Source organism: Bacillus sp. FSL R5-0443 (assembly GCF_038608285.1).
In the GTDB taxonomy this organism is placed as follows: Bacteria; Bacillota; Bacilli; order Bacillales; family Bacillaceae; genus Bacillus; species Bacillus velezensis.
Genome location: NZ_CP152013.1, coordinates 3,272,467 through 3,292,170 on the forward strand (window position 1 = coordinate 3,272,467; position 19,704 = coordinate 3,292,170).

25 protein-coding genes are annotated in these 19,704 nt (G+C 45.2%); 8 read left to right on the top strand and 17 right to left on the bottom strand.

The window, feature by feature from the left end:
- The first annotated feature begins 150 nt into the window (after positions 1-150).
- From NYE28_RS16485 to mnhG, 7 genes are read left to right on the top strand one after another with little or no spacing between them, the layout of a single operon-like run.
- On the top strand, positions 151-2,553 hold the full coding sequence (locus NYE28_RS16485; protein ID WP_337681197.1) for a Na+/H+ antiporter subunit A: 2,403 nt from the start codon (positions 151-153) through the stop codon (positions 2,551-2,553).
- Positions 2,550-2,981, top strand: coding sequence for a Na(+)/H(+) antiporter subunit B (locus NYE28_RS16490; protein WP_007408670.1), 432 nt, complete (start codon positions 2,550-2,552; stop codon positions 2,979-2,981). The genes NYE28_RS16485 and NYE28_RS16490 overlap by 4 nt, the downstream gene beginning before the upstream one ends.
- Positions 2,981-3,322, top strand: coding sequence for a Na(+)/H(+) antiporter subunit C (locus NYE28_RS16495; RefSeq protein WP_003152063.1), 342 nt, complete (start codon positions 2,981-2,983; stop codon positions 3,320-3,322). The genes NYE28_RS16490 and NYE28_RS16495 overlap by 1 nt, the downstream gene beginning before the upstream one ends.
- On the top strand, positions 3,315-4,796 hold the full coding sequence (locus NYE28_RS16500; protein WP_080130026.1) for a Na+/H+ antiporter subunit D: 1,482 nt from the start codon (positions 3,315-3,317) through the stop codon (positions 4,794-4,796). The genes NYE28_RS16495 and NYE28_RS16500 overlap by 8 nt, the downstream gene beginning before the upstream one ends.
- Before the next feature lie 5 nt (positions 4,797-4,801).
- Positions 4,802-5,278 carry a Na+/H+ antiporter subunit E gene (locus NYE28_RS16505; protein WP_007408672.1) on the top strand — a complete coding sequence of 159 codons (477 nt, stop codon included), beginning with the start codon at positions 4,802-4,804 and terminating at the stop codon, positions 5,276-5,278.
- The gene (locus NYE28_RS16510; protein ID WP_012118311.1) at positions 5,278-5,562 is read left to right on the top strand and encodes a Na(+)/H(+) antiporter subunit F1; all 285 of its coding nucleotides are present in this window, start codon (positions 5,278-5,280) and stop codon (positions 5,560-5,562) included. The genes NYE28_RS16505 and NYE28_RS16510 overlap by 1 nt, the downstream gene beginning before the upstream one ends.
- On the top strand, positions 5,546-5,920 hold the full coding sequence (gene mnhG / locus NYE28_RS16515; RefSeq protein ID WP_003152056.1) for a monovalent cation/H(+) antiporter subunit G: 375 nt from the start codon (positions 5,546-5,548) through the stop codon (positions 5,918-5,920). Before NYE28_RS16510 ends, mnhG begins: the two co-directional genes overlap by 17 nt.
- A gap of 39 nt (positions 5,921-5,959) precedes the next feature.
- Here the strand turns inward: mnhG and NYE28_RS16520 are convergent, their stop codons facing one another.
- The 6 genes from NYE28_RS16520 to degQ form a co-directional block, all read right to left on the bottom strand.
- Positions 5,960-6,343 (bottom strand): hotdog fold thioesterase, encoded by a 384-nt coding sequence (locus NYE28_RS16520; RefSeq protein ID WP_012118312.1) that lies wholly within the window; start codon positions 6,341-6,343, stop codon positions 5,960-5,962.
- A 21-nt stretch (positions 6,344-6,364) separates the two neighbouring features.
- On the bottom strand, positions 6,365-7,009 hold the full coding sequence (locus tag NYE28_RS16525) for a response regulator transcription factor (RefSeq protein WP_003152052.1): 645 nt from the start codon (positions 7,007-7,009) through the stop codon (positions 6,365-6,367).
- Positions 7,010-7,089: 80 nt separating this feature from the next.
- Positions 7,090-9,381 (bottom strand): histidine kinase, encoded by a 2,292-nt coding sequence (locus NYE28_RS16530; protein ID WP_160223246.1) that lies wholly within the window; start codon positions 9,379-9,381, stop codon positions 7,090-7,092.
- Positions 9,382-9,392: 11 nt separating this feature from the next.
- Positions 9,393-9,557, bottom strand: coding sequence for a competence pheromone ComX (comX, locus tag NYE28_RS16535; protein ID WP_061581461.1), 165 nt, complete (start codon positions 9,555-9,557; stop codon positions 9,393-9,395).
- A complete protein-coding gene (locus NYE28_RS16540) occupies positions 9,557-10,435 on the bottom strand; it encodes a polyprenyl synthetase family protein (protein ID WP_038460875.1) in 879 nt (292 codons plus the stop codon). Before NYE28_RS16540 ends, comX begins: the two co-directional genes overlap by 1 nt.
- A gap of 184 nt (positions 10,436-10,619) precedes the next feature.
- Positions 10,620-10,760 carry a degradation enzyme regulation protein DegQ gene (gene degQ / locus NYE28_RS16545; RefSeq protein ID WP_003152043.1) on the bottom strand — a complete coding sequence of 47 codons (141 nt, stop codon included), beginning with the start codon at positions 10,758-10,760 and terminating at the stop codon, positions 10,620-10,622.
- Positions 10,761-11,224: 464 nt separating this feature from the next.
- Here degQ and NYE28_RS16550 point away from each other — a divergent pair, with 464 nt between their 5' ends.
- A complete protein-coding gene (locus NYE28_RS16550; protein WP_025285192.1) occupies positions 11,225-11,566 on the top strand; it encodes a hypothetical protein in 342 nt (113 codons plus the stop codon).
- Between the two features lie 6 nt (positions 11,567-11,572).
- Here the strand turns inward: NYE28_RS16550 and NYE28_RS16555 are convergent, their stop codons facing one another.
- The 11 genes from NYE28_RS16555 to essA form a co-directional block, all read right to left on the bottom strand.
- On the bottom strand, positions 11,573-12,796 hold the full coding sequence (locus NYE28_RS16555; protein ID WP_342490171.1) for an EAL and HDOD domain-containing protein: 1,224 nt from the start codon (positions 12,794-12,796) through the stop codon (positions 11,573-11,575).
- A 129-nt stretch (positions 12,797-12,925) separates the two neighbouring features.
- A complete protein-coding gene (locus NYE28_RS16560) occupies positions 12,926-14,392 on the bottom strand; it encodes a nicotinate phosphoribosyltransferase (RefSeq protein WP_020954301.1) in 1,467 nt (488 codons plus the stop codon).
- A 17-nt stretch (positions 14,393-14,409) separates the two neighbouring features.
- Entirely contained in the window at positions 14,410-14,961 is a 552-nt protein-coding gene (locus tag NYE28_RS16565; protein ID WP_003152033.1) for an isochorismatase family cysteine hydrolase, read from the bottom strand.
- A 96-nt stretch (positions 14,962-15,057) separates the two neighbouring features.
- Complete coding sequence (locus NYE28_RS16570; protein WP_003152031.1) at positions 15,058-15,456, bottom strand: DUF1694 domain-containing protein; 399 nt, start codon at positions 15,454-15,456, stop codon at positions 15,058-15,060.
- A 65-nt stretch (positions 15,457-15,521) separates the two neighbouring features.
- A complete protein-coding gene (locus tag NYE28_RS16575) occupies positions 15,522-15,770 on the bottom strand; it encodes a YueH family protein (RefSeq protein WP_003152028.1) in 249 nt (82 codons plus the stop codon).
- A gap of 72 nt (positions 15,771-15,842) precedes the next feature.
- Positions 15,843-16,064 carry a spore germination protein gene (locus tag NYE28_RS16580; RefSeq protein ID WP_100001588.1) on the bottom strand — a complete coding sequence of 74 codons (222 nt, stop codon included), beginning with the start codon at positions 16,062-16,064 and terminating at the stop codon, positions 15,843-15,845.
- A gap of 61 nt (positions 16,065-16,125) precedes the next feature.
- A complete protein-coding gene (locus NYE28_RS16585) occupies positions 16,126-17,232 on the bottom strand; it encodes an AI-2E family transporter (protein ID WP_342490172.1) in 1,107 nt (368 codons plus the stop codon).
- 136 nt (positions 17,233-17,368) lie between these two features.
- Entirely contained in the window at positions 17,369-17,605 is a 237-nt protein-coding gene (locus NYE28_RS16590; RefSeq protein WP_003152023.1) for a DUF2642 domain-containing protein, read from the bottom strand.
- A 137-nt stretch (positions 17,606-17,742) separates the two neighbouring features.
- Entirely contained in the window at positions 17,743-18,273 is a 531-nt protein-coding gene (locus tag NYE28_RS16595; RefSeq protein WP_007408684.1) for an HD domain-containing protein, read from the bottom strand.
- A gap of 163 nt (positions 18,274-18,436) precedes the next feature.
- Positions 18,437-19,168, bottom strand: a complete 732-nt coding sequence (locus tag NYE28_RS16600; RefSeq protein ID WP_061581460.1) for a (S)-benzoin forming benzil reductase — start codon at positions 19,166-19,168, stop codon at positions 18,437-18,439.
- Positions 19,169-19,228: 60 nt separating this feature from the next.
- Positions 19,229-19,702 carry a type VII secretion protein EssA gene (essA, locus tag NYE28_RS16605; RefSeq protein WP_015240487.1) on the bottom strand — a complete coding sequence of 158 codons (474 nt, stop codon included), beginning with the start codon at positions 19,700-19,702 and terminating at the stop codon, positions 19,229-19,231.
- Positions 19,703-19,704 lie beyond the last annotated feature (2 nt).

Sequence of the window (19,704 nt, forward strand, 5' to 3'; positions counted from 1 at the left end):
CACAAAAACACAGAAAGGAATACATTATGCCGTAGCAGGGTAAAAAAAAGTGCGATATAATTTGTACTGGGTCCTATGACCGTGAATTGATTGATTCACTCTTACATAAAGCAGTTGCTTGATGAAAAAACAAGCAAAGGAGGTCTTCTGTTGCAGCTGTTACATTTCGCGATTTTGGCGCCTTTTTTATTTGCATTTATCGTTCCCTTTCTTTATAAACGGGTAAAACAAGTCCATACAGGCTGGTTTGTGCTGATAGTGCCCGTTGTGCTGTTTGTTTACTTTATCAGCAAGCTCCCTGTAACAATGGCTGGGGAAACCGTCCGGTATGCGGCCGAATGGATTCCGTCCCTCGGTATTAACTATACCGTTTATATTGACGGACTCGGGCTGTTATTCGCTTTATTGATTACGGGCATCGGCTCTTTGGTGACGCTTTACAGTATTTTTTACTTATCGAAGGACAAAGAAAAGCTCGGCCCCTTTTATGTGTACCTGCTGATGTTTATGGGCGCGATGCTCGGCGTTGTGCTCGTCGATAACGTCATCGTGCTGTATATGTTCTGGGAGCTGACAAGCCTGTCATCCTTCTTATTAATCGGGTATTGGCATAAGCGGAAGAAATCACGCTACGGTGCGGAAAAGTCACTGCTGATTACCGTCGGCGGCGGGCTGTGCATGCTCGGCGGCTTTATCCTGCTGTATCTGATGACGGATTCTTTCAGTATCAGGGAAATGGTCAACCAAGTGCATATTATCACAGGCCATCCGTTCTTTATTCCGGCGATGGTTCTCCTGTTATTGGGGGCCTTTACGAAATCAGCGCAGTTTCCATTTTATTTCTGGCTGCCTGATGCCATGGAGGCGCCGACTCCTGTCAGCGCCTATCTGCACTCGGCTACAATGGTGAAAGCGGGCATTTATCTGATTGCCAGATTCAGTCCGGTTTTTGCATTTTCACCCGTCTGGTTTTGGACGGTTGCCTCAGTCGGTCTGATCACGATGGTATGGGCTTCCTTTAATGCGATGAAACAAACCGATTTAAAAGCGATTCTGGCATTTTCCACAGTCAGCCAGCTCGGTATGATTGTATCGATGCTCGGCGCAGGAGCCGCCGCGCTTCATTACCAGCATTCAGAGTATTTTACGGCGGCTGTCACCGCGGCTGTGTTTCACTTAATTAACCATGCTACTTTTAAAGGAAGTTTATTTATGGCGGTCGGCATTATCGACCATGAAACGGGAACACGGGACATCCGCAGGCTCGGCGGACTGATGGCGCTTATGCCGGTAACGTTCACCGTTTCACTGATCGGAACGTTTTCCATGGCGGGCCTCCCTCCGTTTAACGGCTTTTTAAGTAAAGAAATGTTCTTTACAAGTATGCTGCGGATTGCTCATGCAGATATTTTCAGTCTTGATACATGGGGCGTGCTGTTCCCCGTTCTCGCATGGATCGGGAGCGTCTTCACTTTCATCTACAGCATGAAGCTGTTTTTCAGAACGTTCAGCGGGGCGCGCAAACCTGATCAGCTTGAAAAGACGCCGCATGAAGCACCGCTCGGCATGCTGATTTCGCCGGTCATTCTTGCCGCTTGCGCCGTCAGTCTGTTTTTTGCACCGAACGTTTTGTCTTACAGCCTGATTGAACCGGCGATGAACTCCATTTATCCGGCTCTGTTAACCGGCGGAGATACATTCCATGTCCATATTTCCCAGTGGCACGGGGTGACGGCTGAGGTAATGATGACCCTCGGCATCATCATTGTCGGCACGATTGGTTACGTAACGCTGTCTAAATGGGAGCGTTTGTACGGTCTGTTTCCGAAAAAACTGACGCTGAACAAGCTTTACGATGCGGTGACAGGCAGTATGGAAAAAAGATCTTACCAGCTGACGTCATCGTATATGACCGGATTTTTGCGGGATTATCTGCTGTATATCTTTGCGGCGTTTATCATTCTCATCGGAACGGCGTTCGTCACAAAAGGCGGCTTTTCCATGACAGCGAAAGGCATGGCTGAAATCGGCCTGTATGAAATCGTGCTGTCCCTCGTTATGGTGAGCGCAACGATTGCGACTGTGTTCGCCAAATCGCGGCTGACGGCCATTATCTCACTCGGTGTTGTCGGGTACACACTCGCGCTGTTTTTCGTGATTTTCAGAGCGCCCGATCTGGCGCTCACGCAGCTCGTCATTGAGACGATATCCGTCGCCTTGTTTCTTCTTTGTTTTTACCATCTGCCGAAAATGCGGCGAAAAAAGAAGACAAGAACATTCCGGATGACGAATTTTATCATTTCTCTCGGTGTCGGCGTCATCGTGACAATGCTCGGAATCGCGTCTTCCAGCGAAAAAACAAAAGACAGCATCTCCTCCTTTTTCACCGCTTACAGCCATAAGCTCGGGGGAGGAAACAATATCGTCAACGTCATCCTCGTTGATTTCAGGGGATTTGATACGATGTTTGAAATCACGGTGCTGTCGATTGCCGCACTCGGGATTTACGGCATGATCAGAACGAAAGTAAAAGAGGAGGGAGAAGAGCGTTGAGACAGCAAAACACAAACGACATCATCCTTCAGACGGCAACGAAGCTTGTATCTTTTATCATTCTGCTTTTCTCTTTCTATTTATTTTTATCGGGGCATAACGCTCCCGGCGGAGGATTTGTCGGCGGACTGATTACGTCTTCGGCCATCGTGCTGTTGCTTTTGGCCTTTGATTTAAAAACCGTCAAATCGATTTTGCCCGTCAATTTTATTTATGTGGCGGGAGCGGGTCTGCTTATCGCGATTGCAACGGGTGCAGGTTCGTTCTTATTCGGAGCACCCTTTCTCACCCATACATTCGGCCATTTTCATCTCCCGGTGCTTGGGAATACGGAGCTTGCGACGGCCACTTTGTTTGATTTAGGTGTGTATCTCGTTGTTGTCGGCGTGACGATGACCATTATTCAAACGATTGGAGAGGAAGAATAATGGAAATCTTAATGTCTGTCATTGCCGGTATTTTGTTTATGGCGGCAACCTACCTGCTGCTTTCTAAAAGTCTGCTGCGCGTGATTATCGGCACCGCGCTTTTAAGCCACGGCGTCCATTTGCTGCTTCTGACCATGGGCGGACTGAAAAAAGGCGCTCCTCCCATACTGGGCGGAAAAAGCACGTCGTTTGTCGATCCGCTGCCGCAGGCACTCATACTGACGGCGATCGTTATTTCGTTCGGCGTCACGTCCTTCCTGCTTGTGATGGCGTTCCGCGCCTATCAGGAACTGAAAACGGACGATATGGATCGAATGAGGGGAAATGATCAACATGAATAACTTTGTGATATTGCCTATTCTGGTGCCGCTGCTTGCCGCAGTGCTGCTGATTTTTATGAACAGGCGCGTGATGCTGATGCGGATATTCAGCACTGCCGCTTCCTGTGTCTCCATCGTCATCAGCGCCGCTCTCGTTCAGACGGTTTTCACACACGGGATTCAGACGCTGACACTCGGCGGCTGGAAAGCGCCGTACGGCATTGTGCTCGCCGCGGATCAGCTTGCCGCACTGCTTGTTTTGACAACCGCCATAATCGGGCTGCTCGTCACCCTGTACTCCTTCCGCTCCATCGGAGAAAAAAGGGAGCGCGCTTTCTATTATTCAGGGGTGCAGTTTCTTCTGGCCGGCGTAAGCGGAGCGTTTTTGACGGGTGACCTGTTCAACATGTACGTCTTTTTTGAGCTTCTGCTTATCGCGTCCTACATGCTGATCGTGCTTGGCGGAACGAAAATTCAATTAAGAGAATCATTGAAGTATATCGTGTTTAACATTGTGTCATCCGCGTTTTTTGTCATCGGCGTCGGTTACTTATATGCGGTGACGGGCACGCTGAATATGGCTGACCTAAGCGTAAAAATAAGCGAATCGGGCCAGACCGGGCTGATAACCGTCATCGGCGTCCTTCTTCTCGTCGTTTTCGGTTTAAAGGGCGGGATATTCCCGCTGTATTTCTGGATGCCGGGCTCTTATTACGCCCCGCCGGCTGCGATTTCGGCCTTATTCGGGTCTCTTTTGACGAAAGTCGGCCTGTACGCCATTTTAAGAGTATTCACCCTGATCTTTATTCACGATACGGGCTTTACCCACCAATTGATGATGTGGCTTGCGATGCTGACGGTGCTATTCGGCGTAATCGGATCTATCGCCTTTTCGGATGTCATGAAAATCGTCATCTACAATATTATTACAGCCGTCGGCGTGATTTTGTTCGGCATTGCCATGAACACGCCGGCCTCCATTCAAGGAGCGGTTTATTACTTGATTCACGATATGCTGATTAAAGGAGCGCTGTTCATGCTCGCCGGCACGCTTATCGCATTGACGGGCACTGCCAGCCTGCATAAAATGGGCGGACTGATCACCCGTTATCCCGTTTTGGGATGGATGTTCTTTATTTCAGCCATATCTCTGGCCGGCATCCCGCCGTTCAGCGGATTTGTGGGCAAGCTGAAGATCGCGGAAGGCGGGTTCGATAAGGGGGAAACTTTGTTTTCCGTATTGATTCTCTTATCAAGCCTGCTTGTGCTCTATTCCGTGCTGAAGGTTTTTACGACGGCTTTTTGGGGGGAAGAAAAAGAAGTCCCCGGCGCAGGCGGACGGTCCGCAAAAGGACTTCTTTATCCGGCAGCCGCTTTTCTCCTTTTGTCGCTTCTGTTCGGGCTCGGAACCGAATGGGTTTCACCGTATGTCAATCAGACGGCTGAGAATCTGCTGAATCCGGAAAAATACATTGAAGCTGTTTTGAAGGAGTAGATGGCATGGCTTTTCAACTATTATTAAATGTTCTTCTCGCTGTTTGCTGGATGTTTCTCACAAACAGCCTCAGCGCGGCGGGTTTTATGACCGGATTTATCGCGGGCTTGGCGGCGCTGTTTTTTTTCCGGCGCTTCTTCTCGCGGCCGTTTTATATTTGGAAAATATGGTCAGTCATCAAACTGGCGCTGATCTTTATAAAGGAATTATATTTGGCCAATGTCAGCGTGCTGAAAACCGTTATATCGCCGAAACTGAACATCCGCCCGGGCATTTTCGCGTTTAAGACGGAATTGACGGAGGATTGGGAGATCACGCTGCTCTCGCTGTTAATCACTTTAACACCGGGTACGCTCGTGATGGATATCTCCGATGACCGGTCGATTCTCTATATACACGCCATGGACATTGAAGATGCGGAGAAAGCGATCCATGACATCCGCGTCTCTTTTGAGAAAGCCATTCAGGAGGTGAGCCGCTGATGTTTACGTTTATTCTGCAATTATCACTCGGCATTATGGCGGTTTCGACTCTTCTGTACGTCATTCGCGTCATAAAAGGGCCTACGATACCGGACCGGGTCGTCGCGCTTGATGGGATCGGCATTAATCTGATTGCCATGACCGCGCTTGTATCCATTCTCTTAAACACATCGGCCTTTTTGGACATCATTCTGCTGCTCGGCATTTTATCGTTTATCGGCACGATTGCCTTTGCTAAGTTTTTGGAGAAAGGAGAGATTATCGAAAATGATCGAAATCGTTAAATGGGCCGTCGCCGTTTGTATTCTGATGGGATCGCTGATCTGCCTGGTCGCGTCTTTCGGCACACTCAGGCTTCCTGATGTGTATACGCGCGCCCACGCCTCTTCAAAAGGCTCGACACTCGGCGTTAATTTGGTATTGCTCGGGGTGTTAGGCTACTTGTGGATGCTGACCGGAGAAATTTCTGTAAAAATACTGCTCGGCATCATTTTTATCCTGCTGACGGCGCCGGTCGGAGCGCACCTCATATGCAGGGCCGCGTACAATTCGGGAGCGGCGCTTGATAAAAGAAGCGTTCAGGATGATTACAAAGGGATCAGAAACTTTGTGATCAAACGAAAAGAAGATTCATATTTGTAAAAACAAACAGCCGGACGATTCAGGGTTCCGGCTGTTTGTTTATTTTGTTATAACAGCCAGCGTGCAGCGGGAAACACAGATCAGCCTTTCCCGTTCATCGAAAATGTTAATCTCGTACACAATGGTTGCCCTGCCTGTGTGAACGGGTTTCGCAATCGCCGTGACCGTCCCGCCCTCTTTCACGGATTTTAAATGATTGGCATTAATCTCAAGCCCGACACACGCCTGGTTCGACCGGTCGATAAAATGCTGGGCCCCGACACTTGCAACAGTCTCCGCCAGCGCTGCTGACGCGCCTCCATGCAGATATCCGAAAGGCTGCACCGTCCTCTTATCCACCGGCATCACCGCCACGCATCTCTCCGGCGTGTTTTCAGTGATTTCAATACCGAGTGCGCCGAGCAATGTATTGTTCAGATTCATAGGTCATTCTCCCTTCAAGATTTATAGTACGTTATCTGACTTGGCGATCAGCACCGCTTCAGTTCGGGAGCCGACATTCAGCTTGTTAAAAATGGATGTCAGGCTGTATTCAATCGACCGCTTGCTTAAGTGAAGCGCATCTGCGATTTCCTGATTGGTCAAACCTTTTTCGACCTCTTGGAGAATATGTCGCTCTCTCGGGGTTAACCGATCCTGCTCACTTTGAGGGGAAGAAGACGTTTTTGTTTTTTGCTGGGTCATCAGCTGTTTGAAATAGGAGAAATCAACTAAAATCTGTCCGTTGAGCACGTGATATATGTATTGCATGATTTTCTCTTTAGATTCGGTTTTGCTGATGGCGCCATGCAGGCCCGCGCGGATGGATTCTTCAAAATAATCTTCAACCTCATAGCCTGTGTAGACAATGATTTTACAGAGAGGATTCTCTTTTAAGATTTTCTTGGAAAGCTCTATGCCGCTGATGTCATCACCCAGATTTAAATCCATTAATATGAGATCGTAAGCTGAAAAATCATGCCGGAGAACGAATTGTTCACTGGCATCAGGACTGAGGCAATCGACAGAAAGATTCGTGTCCGTTTCCAGAATCGTCTTGGTGCCCTCCATGACAGCCGGATGATCATCAATCACTAGTATCTTTTTCATGGTTTCCTCCCTTTTACTCACTCATTTCCATTTTATTAAAAAGACTTGGCTTCTGCCAAGTCGATTTGGTGATAAATTGGTTACAATTCCATTTCAATATCTACTTTAAAACCGTTTCCTTCACTTGTGTCGATTTTCATCCGTCCGTCAAGCGCACGGACGCGCTCCTTAATACCCGAAAGACCCATGCTCATCGACTGCCCGCCGCCTTCTTCCTGATTGCATCCGACACCGTCGTCTTCATAATGCAGAATCACTTTATTTTGAATGCTGATCAGCATAATCAGCACCTCATTCGCCTGTGAATGCTTCATGGCGTTCGAAAGAAATTCCTGAATGATGCGGTACAAATTCAGCTGCGTATCCAAATCCAGCGCCGCCGTAAACCGGCCCGTATTCAGACGGATATGAAACGGCGCACGCTCCTGCTGCTGCGCGGCAAGCTTGGATACCGCCTTGACCAGACCCAAATCATACAGCAGCTGAGGCCGAAGCTCATGGCACGTCTCCCGGGTCATCAAAATGACATCCGACATCTGCTCATTCATCTGATGAAGCTTGTCCTGCACCTCTAACTGGCAAGGCTCCTCTTTCTTAAAATCGGCCAGAAACAGCTCACACTGGCGCTTCAAAGAAATCAAGTCCTGCAGCACTGAATCATGCAGATCACGGGCCAAATCCGAACGCTGCTTTTCCTCGATCGTAAACATCAGCTTTTTGAGCCAGACCGGGTTTGTCTCTTGTTTCTTTAAATCTTCGAGATGATTCATAAGTTCTTCGATTTTCATCACGTTTTCTATTGAAACATTAACGTAAAAAGATAATGTTTTTAACCAAGAAATTTCTTCACGTGATAAACGGGGCGTATTCATCTTAGACAGACAGAGAACAACGAATGATCTATCTCCCCGTTCTCCTACTTTCATTGCGAAACCTTGATTAAACTCCGTTATTTTTCCTATCTCAACAGTAACACTATTTAAAAGCACTTGATAATCATCTATCAAACTTGAATCTCTTTCGTCAAATGCCTTTACATTCCCATCATACGTAACTTCAAATATATACACTTTACTTGTAAGAGTTACTTCGAGAATGGTGGTTTTTAATTCTCCAAAAACCTGATTTAAAGAAGACGAGTTTCTGATTAATTGGGTAAACTTATAAATACTGTCTTGGTAATTGAACCTTTCAGAAACCCTTTTTAATTTAAACCGGAAATCGAGTATTTCTTTATAATAAAAAACAGCTAACATTAAAATATAAATTAAAAATGTCAGTTTGAGATTGTAAAAATTTTCTTCCGGCTCACGTAATAACTCTATTGTCGTAACCAGAATTATAGTTGGGGTTAACGCTAAAAAGCCGTAATATTTTAACTTACTTAAGATAAAATCAACGTTATATATTTTATTCGACATGAATTGATATACAAGTGAAAAAGGTATCAGCAGCATAAATGATGCTGTTAAGAAAGAAGAGACATAATAATCATTAAAAAATACATACGGTATAAGATACAGACATAAAAAAGGCGAAAATGCCAATATATTTATAACTACAAGCACTTTTATAATATGTGCCTGGTCGGTATCTTTGTTTCTTCTCAAAATAACAATAAAGTAATATGCTACAATCAAAAAAAGAAGAAAAAACGAAATCAAATTAAATTTTGGAATAAAATCACCAAAAGATAATCGCGACCGAAATAATTCAAATAATATATTTATAGTTGGAAATAAATACAAAACGAAAACTTTTTTGCTGAAAAGCACTGTACCTAATTCTTTAAAGTAATGATAAAGAAACAGAAGATAATTTAAAGGTACAGTTATTAATGTTAACAACATGATACATCTGCTAAGCAAATCGCCTTTTGCCGATCCTCCAGCACTAATATATGCAATTGAAGCAGACAAAAGAAATACAATTAGCACCAAAGCAGATTTCAAGTTTTTTTCTTCATTTATTTTAATGATGAAGAAGCAGCAAAATAAACATACTACATAAAAAATTATCGGTATTAAGTAAGTACTGAAGTTCCTATCATTAAATAAATTGAGCTTAATCTCAATATCATGACCGTTTCTATCAACGACCATCGAGTTTACATTTTTCAGCTTATTCATTTGAATATTAATTGACTTTACATTTTGGTGGTTAATATTCTTTACTATATCTCCCTTTTGCACTCCGGCGTAATATGCCATTGTAAAATCTTCTACATCTTTTATTTTAATTTCGCCCTGTTTATTTTCAGAAATTGTGGCGCCGACTAAAAGATTATTTGTGCTTATATAAGTCAGATAAATGACATATACCAATGTAAGCAGAATTAAGACAACTGAAACCTTATTGTACTTGGACTTCATTTATATCATCCTCAATATTTCCAATCACCGCCGAAAGAAATAACATCTATACCCTTAAACGCATTTATAACACAATCTGTTTGATCCTGGCTAACTCCAATCAGACTAGCATTGCCTTCAATCACTTTATTTAAAGCTTCTGGATTTTTGGTTAAGTATCCTACAATTTCCTGCATTATTTTTCATCCTCCTCTAAATTAACAATCGCATTTAATAAAGTTTCCGTTTTATTTCTTTCTATCTCCAATTCAAATATCTTACTTTTTATTTTTTTTAACGACAAATGTTTCAAAACCAATAAGTATTGGGTTACACCTGCTTCAATTAATTTCTTTTTTATGTCTCGAGTCTTTAAGGTTTTGAATAACTCTGGGTTTTCATACCATTGTAAGATTTCTTCAGAAGCTTTATTGAATTTCTTTTTTAAGTATAAATAAGCAAGTGTATTTTTGCGTTGAACAAAATCATTATTCAAGTAAAACAAACCTTGATAATCATTATCAATCTGGGATATTATTCCGAGTTCATATGAATATGATTGAACGATTGGATTTAACTTTCCTGTAGCCAGCATCGCTCCCATAACGCAAGGCAATGCAGTTAAAGAGCCAGATTTATTCTTAATCATTTTCAAGCACTCTTCTTCAGTTTGCGGTGCATTCAAAATATCATCTTGCTGGCCCTCAATTGAATTCAAAGCAAAGTTTAATATTTGCTTAAGAAAATACGGATTTTCACTAATCTGATTCATAACCTGTATACTTAATGTATAGAGGGCCGTTACAGTATTCAGCGTAATGGGGAGACCTGTTTTCATCCATTCCATTTTCAGATTATCATTATCTTCTAAATCATCATAAATGTCGTATGACAGGACTAATAATTCTATGCCTACGGCTAACTTTAAAATCGCCTCTGTGTCTCTGCCATTGAACGCTTTGTAATGTTGATATGCCAATTCAGCAAATCCAAATGAATCTTTTGATGCAATAAATTTTAGAAGGTACATTTTCAAGTTAGTATTGCATATATTGTGCTCCACAATTTCCTTCATCTTCTCTTTAATCGTTTCGGCATCTAAACACATTTGCTCAATAATTGTCTTCACCCTCCCATTCTATTTTACTAAATGCAGGTGATGAAAGACAGCAGGTTTTTCGTTTTTTAACAATCGTATAATACTTTATCCATGAAATGGATAAAAAATGCACAAAAAAAAGACTTGTTTCCAAGTCTTTTTAAGAAATTTTCATTGCATATGAGAATTTATCGAGCTGATCAATGCTTTTGTTAATGTTTCGTAATGAGTCGGTTGTTTCTCTGATATCATTTTCAAGTCGGAATAATAATTGCTTTACTTCTTCTAATTTGTTTTCCACCGTTTCCACACTCCTTTTTTTGAAAGATCAATGAATTGTGTATGGTGAACGAGTCCTAGGTATTTGATCTGTTACTAATAGTGTAAACGTTTTTGCGGGATTTTTCACCGAAAAGTATGTGTAAAAGTATCTGCGTGACACCGCAAACCGGGGTAATCCCATAGTCCCGAATGAAGCATTTAGCGAACAGGACTATATAACTACCAGAAAGGCAGACGTTTAGGATGAAGCAGACCAATCTGGCGGTTCTGCTGTTTTTTTAACGGTTTTCCGACAAACCGGCAAGGACTATAGTCCCTGCCGTCGCAATTTCAAAACAGAATGGGCGAACAGCGTCGCATAACCACCGACAAACACCGAAAAGACCGCAACCCCCGCATTGTGGTCTTTTGCATGTCATAACTCGTTATCACGCCGCCTATACTCATGTATAACGAATGTTTTCTCAGGAAGGAGGCCGCCGTATGCATTATGTGTATCCATGCTGTCCTGTTTTCGCCGCGCCATACCGGCATCCTGCGCCCAGTCCCCCGGTTCACGCAGATATTTTGACAGCGTCCGCAAAAGAGGCTGCGGGCATGCTGGAGGATGCCCGCCTGCTCCTTGCGCGGCTGTCGGCGTCAAAAGAGCTTGCGCGCCGTATCCTCACCGCAGCGCAATCATCTGACACCGCAGCGGTCAAGCGGCTCATTAAGCAGACCGGCATCAAAAATGACTTTGACGTGACGTATAATCCCGACGGCATCCGTGTCAGTCTGATCAGAGAGCAAAGCCGGTTTACCATCGCCCTCAGGTGGTCGGCTTAAAGCGGCTCAATCCACGATCAGCTGCCGGCACCATTCGATCGCCTGTAAGTAACATTCATACGCTTCTTCTTTGTTCAGTTCTTTTCCCCACTCGTCACAGTCCCAGTTGTTGCATTCAATGGCTTTGACGAACGCGAGCATCTTATAATAATCGTTTTCATAACCGAGCAGCGCCTGTCCGACTTCATCGATTAAAGGCAGTTCTTTGATGATATCCTCCAGCTCCCTGTGAAGAAGCGTATCGATGAGCGAAAACATGCCGATCAGCATGTAAGAAGAGGGCTGGGGCCTTCCGGTTCTTTTCGCCAGCAGTTCGCACAGTTTGGCCCTGATTAAGGAAATCTTAATGATTTCTTTTTGGCTTGAGTGGCTTTTCGCCGTTAAATCTCTGAATGAAAGAATGTAAATCAAGCGCTTAATCTCATTCAGCCCAAGCATCATGATGGCCTGCTGGATGCTGTCTATCTTTTTTTTCAGCCTTGTTTGCGATCCGTTTAAAAAACGCAGAATCTGATACGATAAGCTGACGTCCCGCTCTATGTATTCCGTCACGCGCTGTATATTGGGCTGGTCATTGTTTAATTCGCTTAAAAGCTGGTAGTAAGAATGAAAATGAAACGTCAGATCATTTCCGCTGATGACACGCGGTTCACTGAAAAAATATCCTTGAAACAGGTGAAAGCCGTCTATGGCCGCCTGTTTATAATCTTTTCTCGTCTCCACTTTCTCCGCTAAATAAATCAGACTTTTACAGCTGTACGTCTGAATGATTTTTTTGCGCTCCAGACGCGAGGATTGCAAAAAATCGATTTTTAAAATATCAATATATTTCATCAGCTGTTCCACTAACTCTTCATTTTCCGAATTGATGGCGTAAAAATCATCAAGTGCTAATGTATATCCTAATTTCTTCAGCTGTCTGCATCTTGAGATGAGTGCCGGAGTGATCGGTATGTCCTCAAGAATTTCGATAATAAGCTGGTCAGGATCAAAGGAGGTAGGGAGATCTGAAAACATCAGGCTTTCTGTAAAATTCACAAAGCAGCGTTTCCCCTCAGTCAGCTTTTCGATTCCGATGTTGATAAAGCTGTTAATAATGAGATCCGTCGTAGCTTTATCTCCGTCAGCGGCCGAATAACGGTTCTCTTCGCTCTCCCGGTAAAGAAGTTCATAAGCAACAACCTGTTCGTTTCTGTTGAAGATAGGCTGTCTCGCAACAAACACCTTCATTCATTTACCCCCTTAGATGCGGCCTTCGAACATAAGTATATCAAATAACTTGACGAAATTTGTCTAAATGTGAAAAATATTATCACAACAAAAAGGCCTTTCCAGAGAAAGGAAAGGCCGCTTTGTCTTCTATTCAAGTTCCCGTTTCAGCTCGCTTTTGATTTCATGAATCCGCTGCATCTTGTTGCTCCAGCAGTCTTCGCTTAAATCGACCGGATATTCTTCCGGCTTGCTGATCCGTTTGTATTCCTCCCACAGAAGTTTGAGGTTATCCTGCACGTATTGCTGGATGTCGGTAATTTCGGGATTATCATAGCATAAAACGCCGTTTTCAAAAATCGGCTCATGCAGGTCTTTCGCATAGAAATCAGTGACGAATTTGCTGACGAACGTGTGGACGGGATGGAACATTTTTAAGCGTTTCTGATCATTTACCCGCTCGTCATAAAGCGCGATATAATCACCTTCCGAGTGGTGATTCAGCTTGTTGATAATCCGGTATACTCTCTTTCTTCCCGGCGTTGTCACTTTTTCAGGGTTTGAAGAAATTTTAATGGTGTCGGTCAATTTGCCGTCCTCTTCAATGGCGACAAGCTTGTAAACCGCGCCGAGAGCCGGCTGATCGTATGCGGTAATCAGCTTCGTGCCGATGCCCCACGTATCGATTTTCGCTCCTTGCGATTTCAGGTTTAATATCGTGTGCTCGTCAAGATCGCTTGAAGCAATGACCTTTGCGTCTGTGAAACCCGCTTCATCAAGCATTTCACGCGCTTTTTTTGACAGGTACGCCAAGTCCCCGCTATCCAGGCGGATGCCGATGAAGTTGATCCGGTCGCCGAATTCCTTTGCGACTTTAATCGCATTCGGCATGCCCGAACGGATCGTATCGTACGTATCTACGAGAAATACGCAGTCTTTGTGGGTCTCCGCATATTTCTTAAATGCCGTATATTCATCGCGGTACGCTTGTACGAGCGCATGAGCGTGCGTGCCGGATACCGGTATATTAAAACGCTTTCCGGCTCTTACATTACTCGTTGCGCTGAAGCCGCCGATCAAAGCCGCTCTCGCTCCCCACATGGCCGCATCCATTTCATGGGCGCGCCGCGTTCCGAATTCGAGGGCGTCTTCGTCACCGACAACGCCTTTAATGCGGGCCGCTTTCGTGGCGATTAATGTTTGGTAATTCACAATGTTAAGCAGAGCCGTCTCAATCAGCTGGGCTTCGATCAGGGGCGCTTCGACCCGCATAATCGGTTCGTTGTTAAAAACGAGCTCGCCTTCTTTCATGCTGTAAAGAGATCCGGTAAAAGAAAGATCCCGTAAATACTCAATGAAATCATCAGCATAGTGCAATTCCGTTTTTAAATAATTCAGATCGCTGTCGGTAAATTTGAAGTTCTCCAAGTATTCGATTGCTTTTTCTAAGCCCGCAAATACCGCATAGCCGTTTTCAAAGGGAAGCTTTCTGAAAAAAAGCTCAAAAATCGCTTTTTTCTCATGAATGCCGTCTCTCCAGTACGTTTCGGCCATATTTATTTGATAAAGATCTGTATGTAAAGACAAACTGTCGTCTTTAAAACCATGCTCCACCAAAATTGTTTTCCCCTTCCTTACTCTGCCACTTGCGCTCCGATGCTGTTCTTAAAATGGGACAGGGCCCATTCATGCCCTTCCGGATTAAAGCTGGCCACAGCGTTTTGATGAATGACGATCTGAAAGCCCTTGTTGTAGGCGTCAACCGCCGTGTGAAGAACGCAGATGTCCGTGCACAGGCCCGCAAGATGCAGCTCAGTGATCTGCCGTTCCCGCAGTTTCAGCTCTAAATCCGTTCCCGCAAAAGCAGAATATCTCGTTTTTTCCATATAATTTACGTTTTTTGCGTGTTTATGTTTCTCATAAAGAGGCGATAGCCTTCCGTACAGCTCTTTGCCCTCCGTGCCGTTGATATTATGCGGAGGAAACAGGCGTGTCTCGGGATGAAAGTCATCGTCTGCATCATGCGAATCAACCGCAAAGACAACGTAATCACCGTTTTCTATAAATGCTTGCGTCAAACTGACAATCGTATCTTCAATCTGTCTCGCGGGTTCTCCGCAGGTTAATGCCCCGTTCTCTGCTGCAAAATCATTCGTATAATCAATGCATATAAATGCTTTTTTCATAGCCGGCCTCCCCGCCATTCATATGAAAACCATTATATCCTATCTCCACTTGTAAGTGAATTGGCATTGTAAAATGACAAACGGTGTTTTGCCCTTTTAAGATTTCAGGAGTGAGCGCTGAAAAATGTCATCCTGTACGTAAATGCCGTCAAGGTTCACGGCATAATCGGCGGCAAAAACCAGGCCGAGCGGCGTTTCGAATTGAAGATCCGATATGACGGAGCTTCGGACACCGGCAAGTGCGGCAAGCTTCATATATGGTGAATAAGCATGATACGGGAGCCTTCCGTTTATATAGAGCACCGCGTCTTTTCGGCTTTTCAGCGCCTGTTTCACTTCTTCATACGGCTGCTTTTGCAGCACCTGCCCCTTCGTCAGGGCAATGATGACTCTTTCACGCAGCGAGCCTAAAAATAAATGGCGTTCATCCGGTTTCGTCTGCAGAGGGCCGTACATCCCCTGCTGTAAATAAAGGTCAACCGTTTTGTCGCTCATCGGCCTGTCCCTCCTCAGCTTGTTTTACAATTATCTCCCCGGACGGGACGCGGTAAACCGCTTCGTTACATTTCAGCCACCCAATGGGAGATCTTGCCGGCGAGCTCTCCGGCGGGTTCTTCTTCAATCAGCTTGCTGAATGATTGTAAAAGCCGCTGCGCCAGCGCCTTTTTCTCTTCTTCATAGGAAATGATCGTGCTCCACTCAAGTTCCGGAACGGCTACAAGGGTATGCTGTTCTTTTTTATTTTCATGCAGATATACATCACCGATCATTCCGGACTGCACGGTAATATTCGCTTTTCTGATTTTCATAAAAAATTCCCCTTTTATAAAGACTGATTCTATTATACTACAAAAAAGCGACAGCCTCCTAAAAGGAGGCTGTCACGCGTTAAACCAATCAGGTTCGTCAAACACATCGATGTCTTCAAAGTGCGTTGTGCTGAATTTATTAGTGACTTTGACAAAATCTCCGGAATGAAACGCCCCTGCCCCCGCGCCTGAGTGGTCAACGGCTTTGGGAGAAATGGCAAACACGTCACCGAAGCTCGCCGCAGCGTCTCCGGCTAAACTCATAATATAAATCGGTCCCACAATTGCAGGCATACCCACACCTCCGCTTTTCTTTACAGCATTTTATGCGCTGCATCGGGAGTTGTGCCCGTTTTTATTTCGGCTTGCGGCTGTCTTCTAGCTTTGACCGCTGACGAAGTTTGATAAGCCGGACGATATTTAAGACGAAAGCTTTTAAAACCGCGTAAACCGGCACGGCCAGAATCATTGCGAGAATGCCGCCGAAACTGCCCGCTCCGATAAGCAGAAGAATAATGGTGAGCGGGTGGGTATTGAGCCGTTTCCCGATGACAAGCGGAGAAAGCAGATTCCCGTCAAGCTGCTGGACGACAACGACAACAATAACGGCAAACAGCGCCTTAGCCGGCGAATCCATAAACGCGATAATCACCGCGGGCGCCGCCCCGAGAAACGGCCCCAGGTACGGAATGATATTGGTGACGGCGATCACCATCCCGAGAATTAACGCATACTGCAGGCCGATGATCCAATATCCGATAAAGCATGCCGTTCCGACAAAGAGACAAATCAGCAGCTGGCCTTGGAAATAGGCGGCCAATGTGACATATAAGTCATTAAATATTTTCCGACCTTCCGCCCGGTAGGAAGTAGGCAGGATTTTAACCGCCAAGAGCGGAAACCGCCGGCCGTCCTTCAGCATATAAAACAAAATGAACGGAACGGTGATCACGACAAGCGTGATATTCGTAATGACGCCGAACACGGCTGACAGGCTTGCCGTAATATTTTGCGGAAGGCTTTGTAAAAATCCCGTCAGAGACTGCTGGACTTTTTCTATCGACACATAATCCTGCGTCATCATCCACGTAAACCATTTGGAATGGGATAATTGCGCCGTCAAGACTTGAATCTGATGAATGTAATCAGGGAAATTGTTAATCAGCCCCGTGACCTGGGAAGCCACAATCGGTCCGATGGCGGTGAACATAAAGGCAATCAGGCCGATGAAAACGAGATAAATGAGCAGGATCGCCAATGTCCGGGGGATTTTTTTCTCAAGCAGGCGCACGATCGGATTAAAAATGAAAAACAAAATGCCCGAGATCAAAATCGGAAAAAACAGAGTGGTGATAAAACCGAAAAACGGCTGAAAAATAAACGAGACTTTCGTTGATACGTAAATAATGAGCAAAACGAGCAAAATTTGCAGCGTCCAAAAATGGACCTTTGATTTCAACAAGCGGTTTCCTCCTATTGTCATGTGAACTTGTACTGTGATTGTACCAAAAAAAGCCGCCGTGCATCTATGTATCTCAAAAAAGAAGACGCACCGGGGTTCTATAGGGCCGCCTCCGGTTTGCGCCTTATTCGGGCTGTTACACGCGTTCGGTATAATCAGGCATGACGGAAACCACATGGCGGTTTCTGATATAAAATACACGGTCATGCGTTTCTTCAATGGCGATGTGATCCGGAGTGGCATCAATCAGCCGTCCTCTGACAATGCGTCTGACGGTTTGAATGATAAACCTTGAGCCGATAAGCTTATGGATGGTCTGATAAACGTAAGGATCCACTAACGAGACGATTTGCGGGCTTCCTTGATGGGCCATTTTCGCTGATCCCCTTTACTATGTTTTCCTTCAGCATATGCAGCGGACAAAGGCTTTGACACAGTACGTCTATCGGAGCGGAAAAGGTGTTAGTGAGCATGCGGAGTTATGTAAGCGGAAAAGGCCGCATGAGTGGCCTAGACTGAGCTTCTTAAGGGATATTGGGCTTGGTCAATTAACTGATCAAGCTTTTGGATTTGTTTGAGCGCGGCCGTGTGATCCATTTGGCGGTAATGGTGATGTCCGCCGGGTTCTTCATCGAGTTCATCCGCTTGTTTCACGATTTGCTGGAGCGTATTCTTGTCCAGTTCGCCTTCAGGCAGATAGGAATCGGTGTGAAGCAGAATCGCCAGCGCAATGTCCTTCGCCGCTTTCGGTTCTTCACCGAGCCGGATGAGCAGCTTATGCGCCCGTTCCGCGCCTTTAATGGCATGGATATCGTTTCTTCTGTACTTTTCATAATCCCATTTGCCGTCTGTGTACCATTCATAATGGCCGACGTCATGCAGTAAAGCCGCTTTCGCCGCAAGATCCGGGCTGACACCTGCTTTTACGGCAAGACGGTATGCATGAAACGCGCAGGCGATCGCATGGGCGACACCGGAACGCTGTAAATACTTTTGTGCGATTGGATGGGTGAAGACATCCATTAACGTTACATTTCTCATGGAAACCCCTCCTTAATATATTTTTAGAATCCTAACATAAATCGAGAAGAAACTCAATTCATCTGATACATTTCTTATACCCCTTATATGTTGTTTCATTCATCATATGCCGCCGGACCCCGAAGTGATTGTACAAACAAAAAAGAGCAGCGTAAAAGCTGCTCTACAAAAATTCTTTGATATCGTATATCCGTCCGTTTTCCGGCTCGCCCGCGATCAGTGAGTGAATGACGCCGGCGATGTATTCAGGACTTCTGAGGTTTTTCGTTTCTTTCAAATTGCGGAACCGTTCGATGTCATGGAAATCTTCTTTTGACGAAGAACGGATGACAGCCTGCATGTCTGTATCCATCACTCCCGGCGAGAATGAGATCATGCGGACCGGCAGCTCTTCATCTTCCTGTTCAAACCCAAATGTTCTCGTAAACATATCAAGCCCCGCTTTTGAGCTGCAATACGCGCTCCATCCTTTATAAGGATTTTTCGCCGCGCCAGATGTGATGTTGACAATTGTTTTGCTGCCGCTGAACGCTTCGAAACGCTTTGTGAACATTTGGCTGAGCAAAACGGGCGCCGTCAGATTAAGGGTGTAGTGGCGGTTCAATTCTTCGGCGGAAGCCTCTTTCGCCCGCTTGATCGGTTCCACCATGCCGGCATTATTGATCAGTGTGACAGCGGAATACCGCTTCTTCTCAGCTTGATCAAGAATCGCCTTCATCTGCCGCCCGGTATCTGCCAGATCGGTTAAATCAACACTGTATTCTGTCAGCCCCTCGCGCTTTTCCCCGCTTATCGTTCTTGAAAGCGCGGCGACTTCGGCTCCTTCTTGAAGCGCCTGTTCCGTAAGCGCCCGTCCCAAGCCTTTTGACGCGCCTGTTATAAGAAAAAACTGCATGAAACTCCTCCTTTTTTTCTTATTTTACGGGCTGTCTTCCCGCAAACACAAGCGATCCGTTTACCGCTTTGCCTTTTCCTGCGCCGTGACTTTCGGGATCAGATAGATCATCGCCGCAATCCCGAGGAGGATCAAGACGGCATAAATGACAGGCAGCAGATAAGAAGTCTTTTTCTCTTCCGTTTCCATATCTGCCGAGGTACGCCGCACCGCAGGCTCGGCAAATGTGATACCCAGTTTTTTCGATTGCGCTTTGATCGTATTCGGCTCCGTGTCTGACGATGTAAACAACTTTGATATCAGTTTGTCATCCGGGTTTTCGGCCGGCTGATCAAAGGTAATATCCTTCTGTTCTTTCGGAAGCGCCGTTTTTTCCTCGGAGTAGGCATCGTCGTGCAGGTAATCCGTACGAATTTCAATGTCTTTCTTTTCATATTCATTCGGCTTGACATCAGTATTTTCCTCATTCGCGGCTGCGGCTTGGGGAAGGAGGAGGAAAAAGGAGAGAGCAAACAGCAGCAATCCTTTTTCCATGA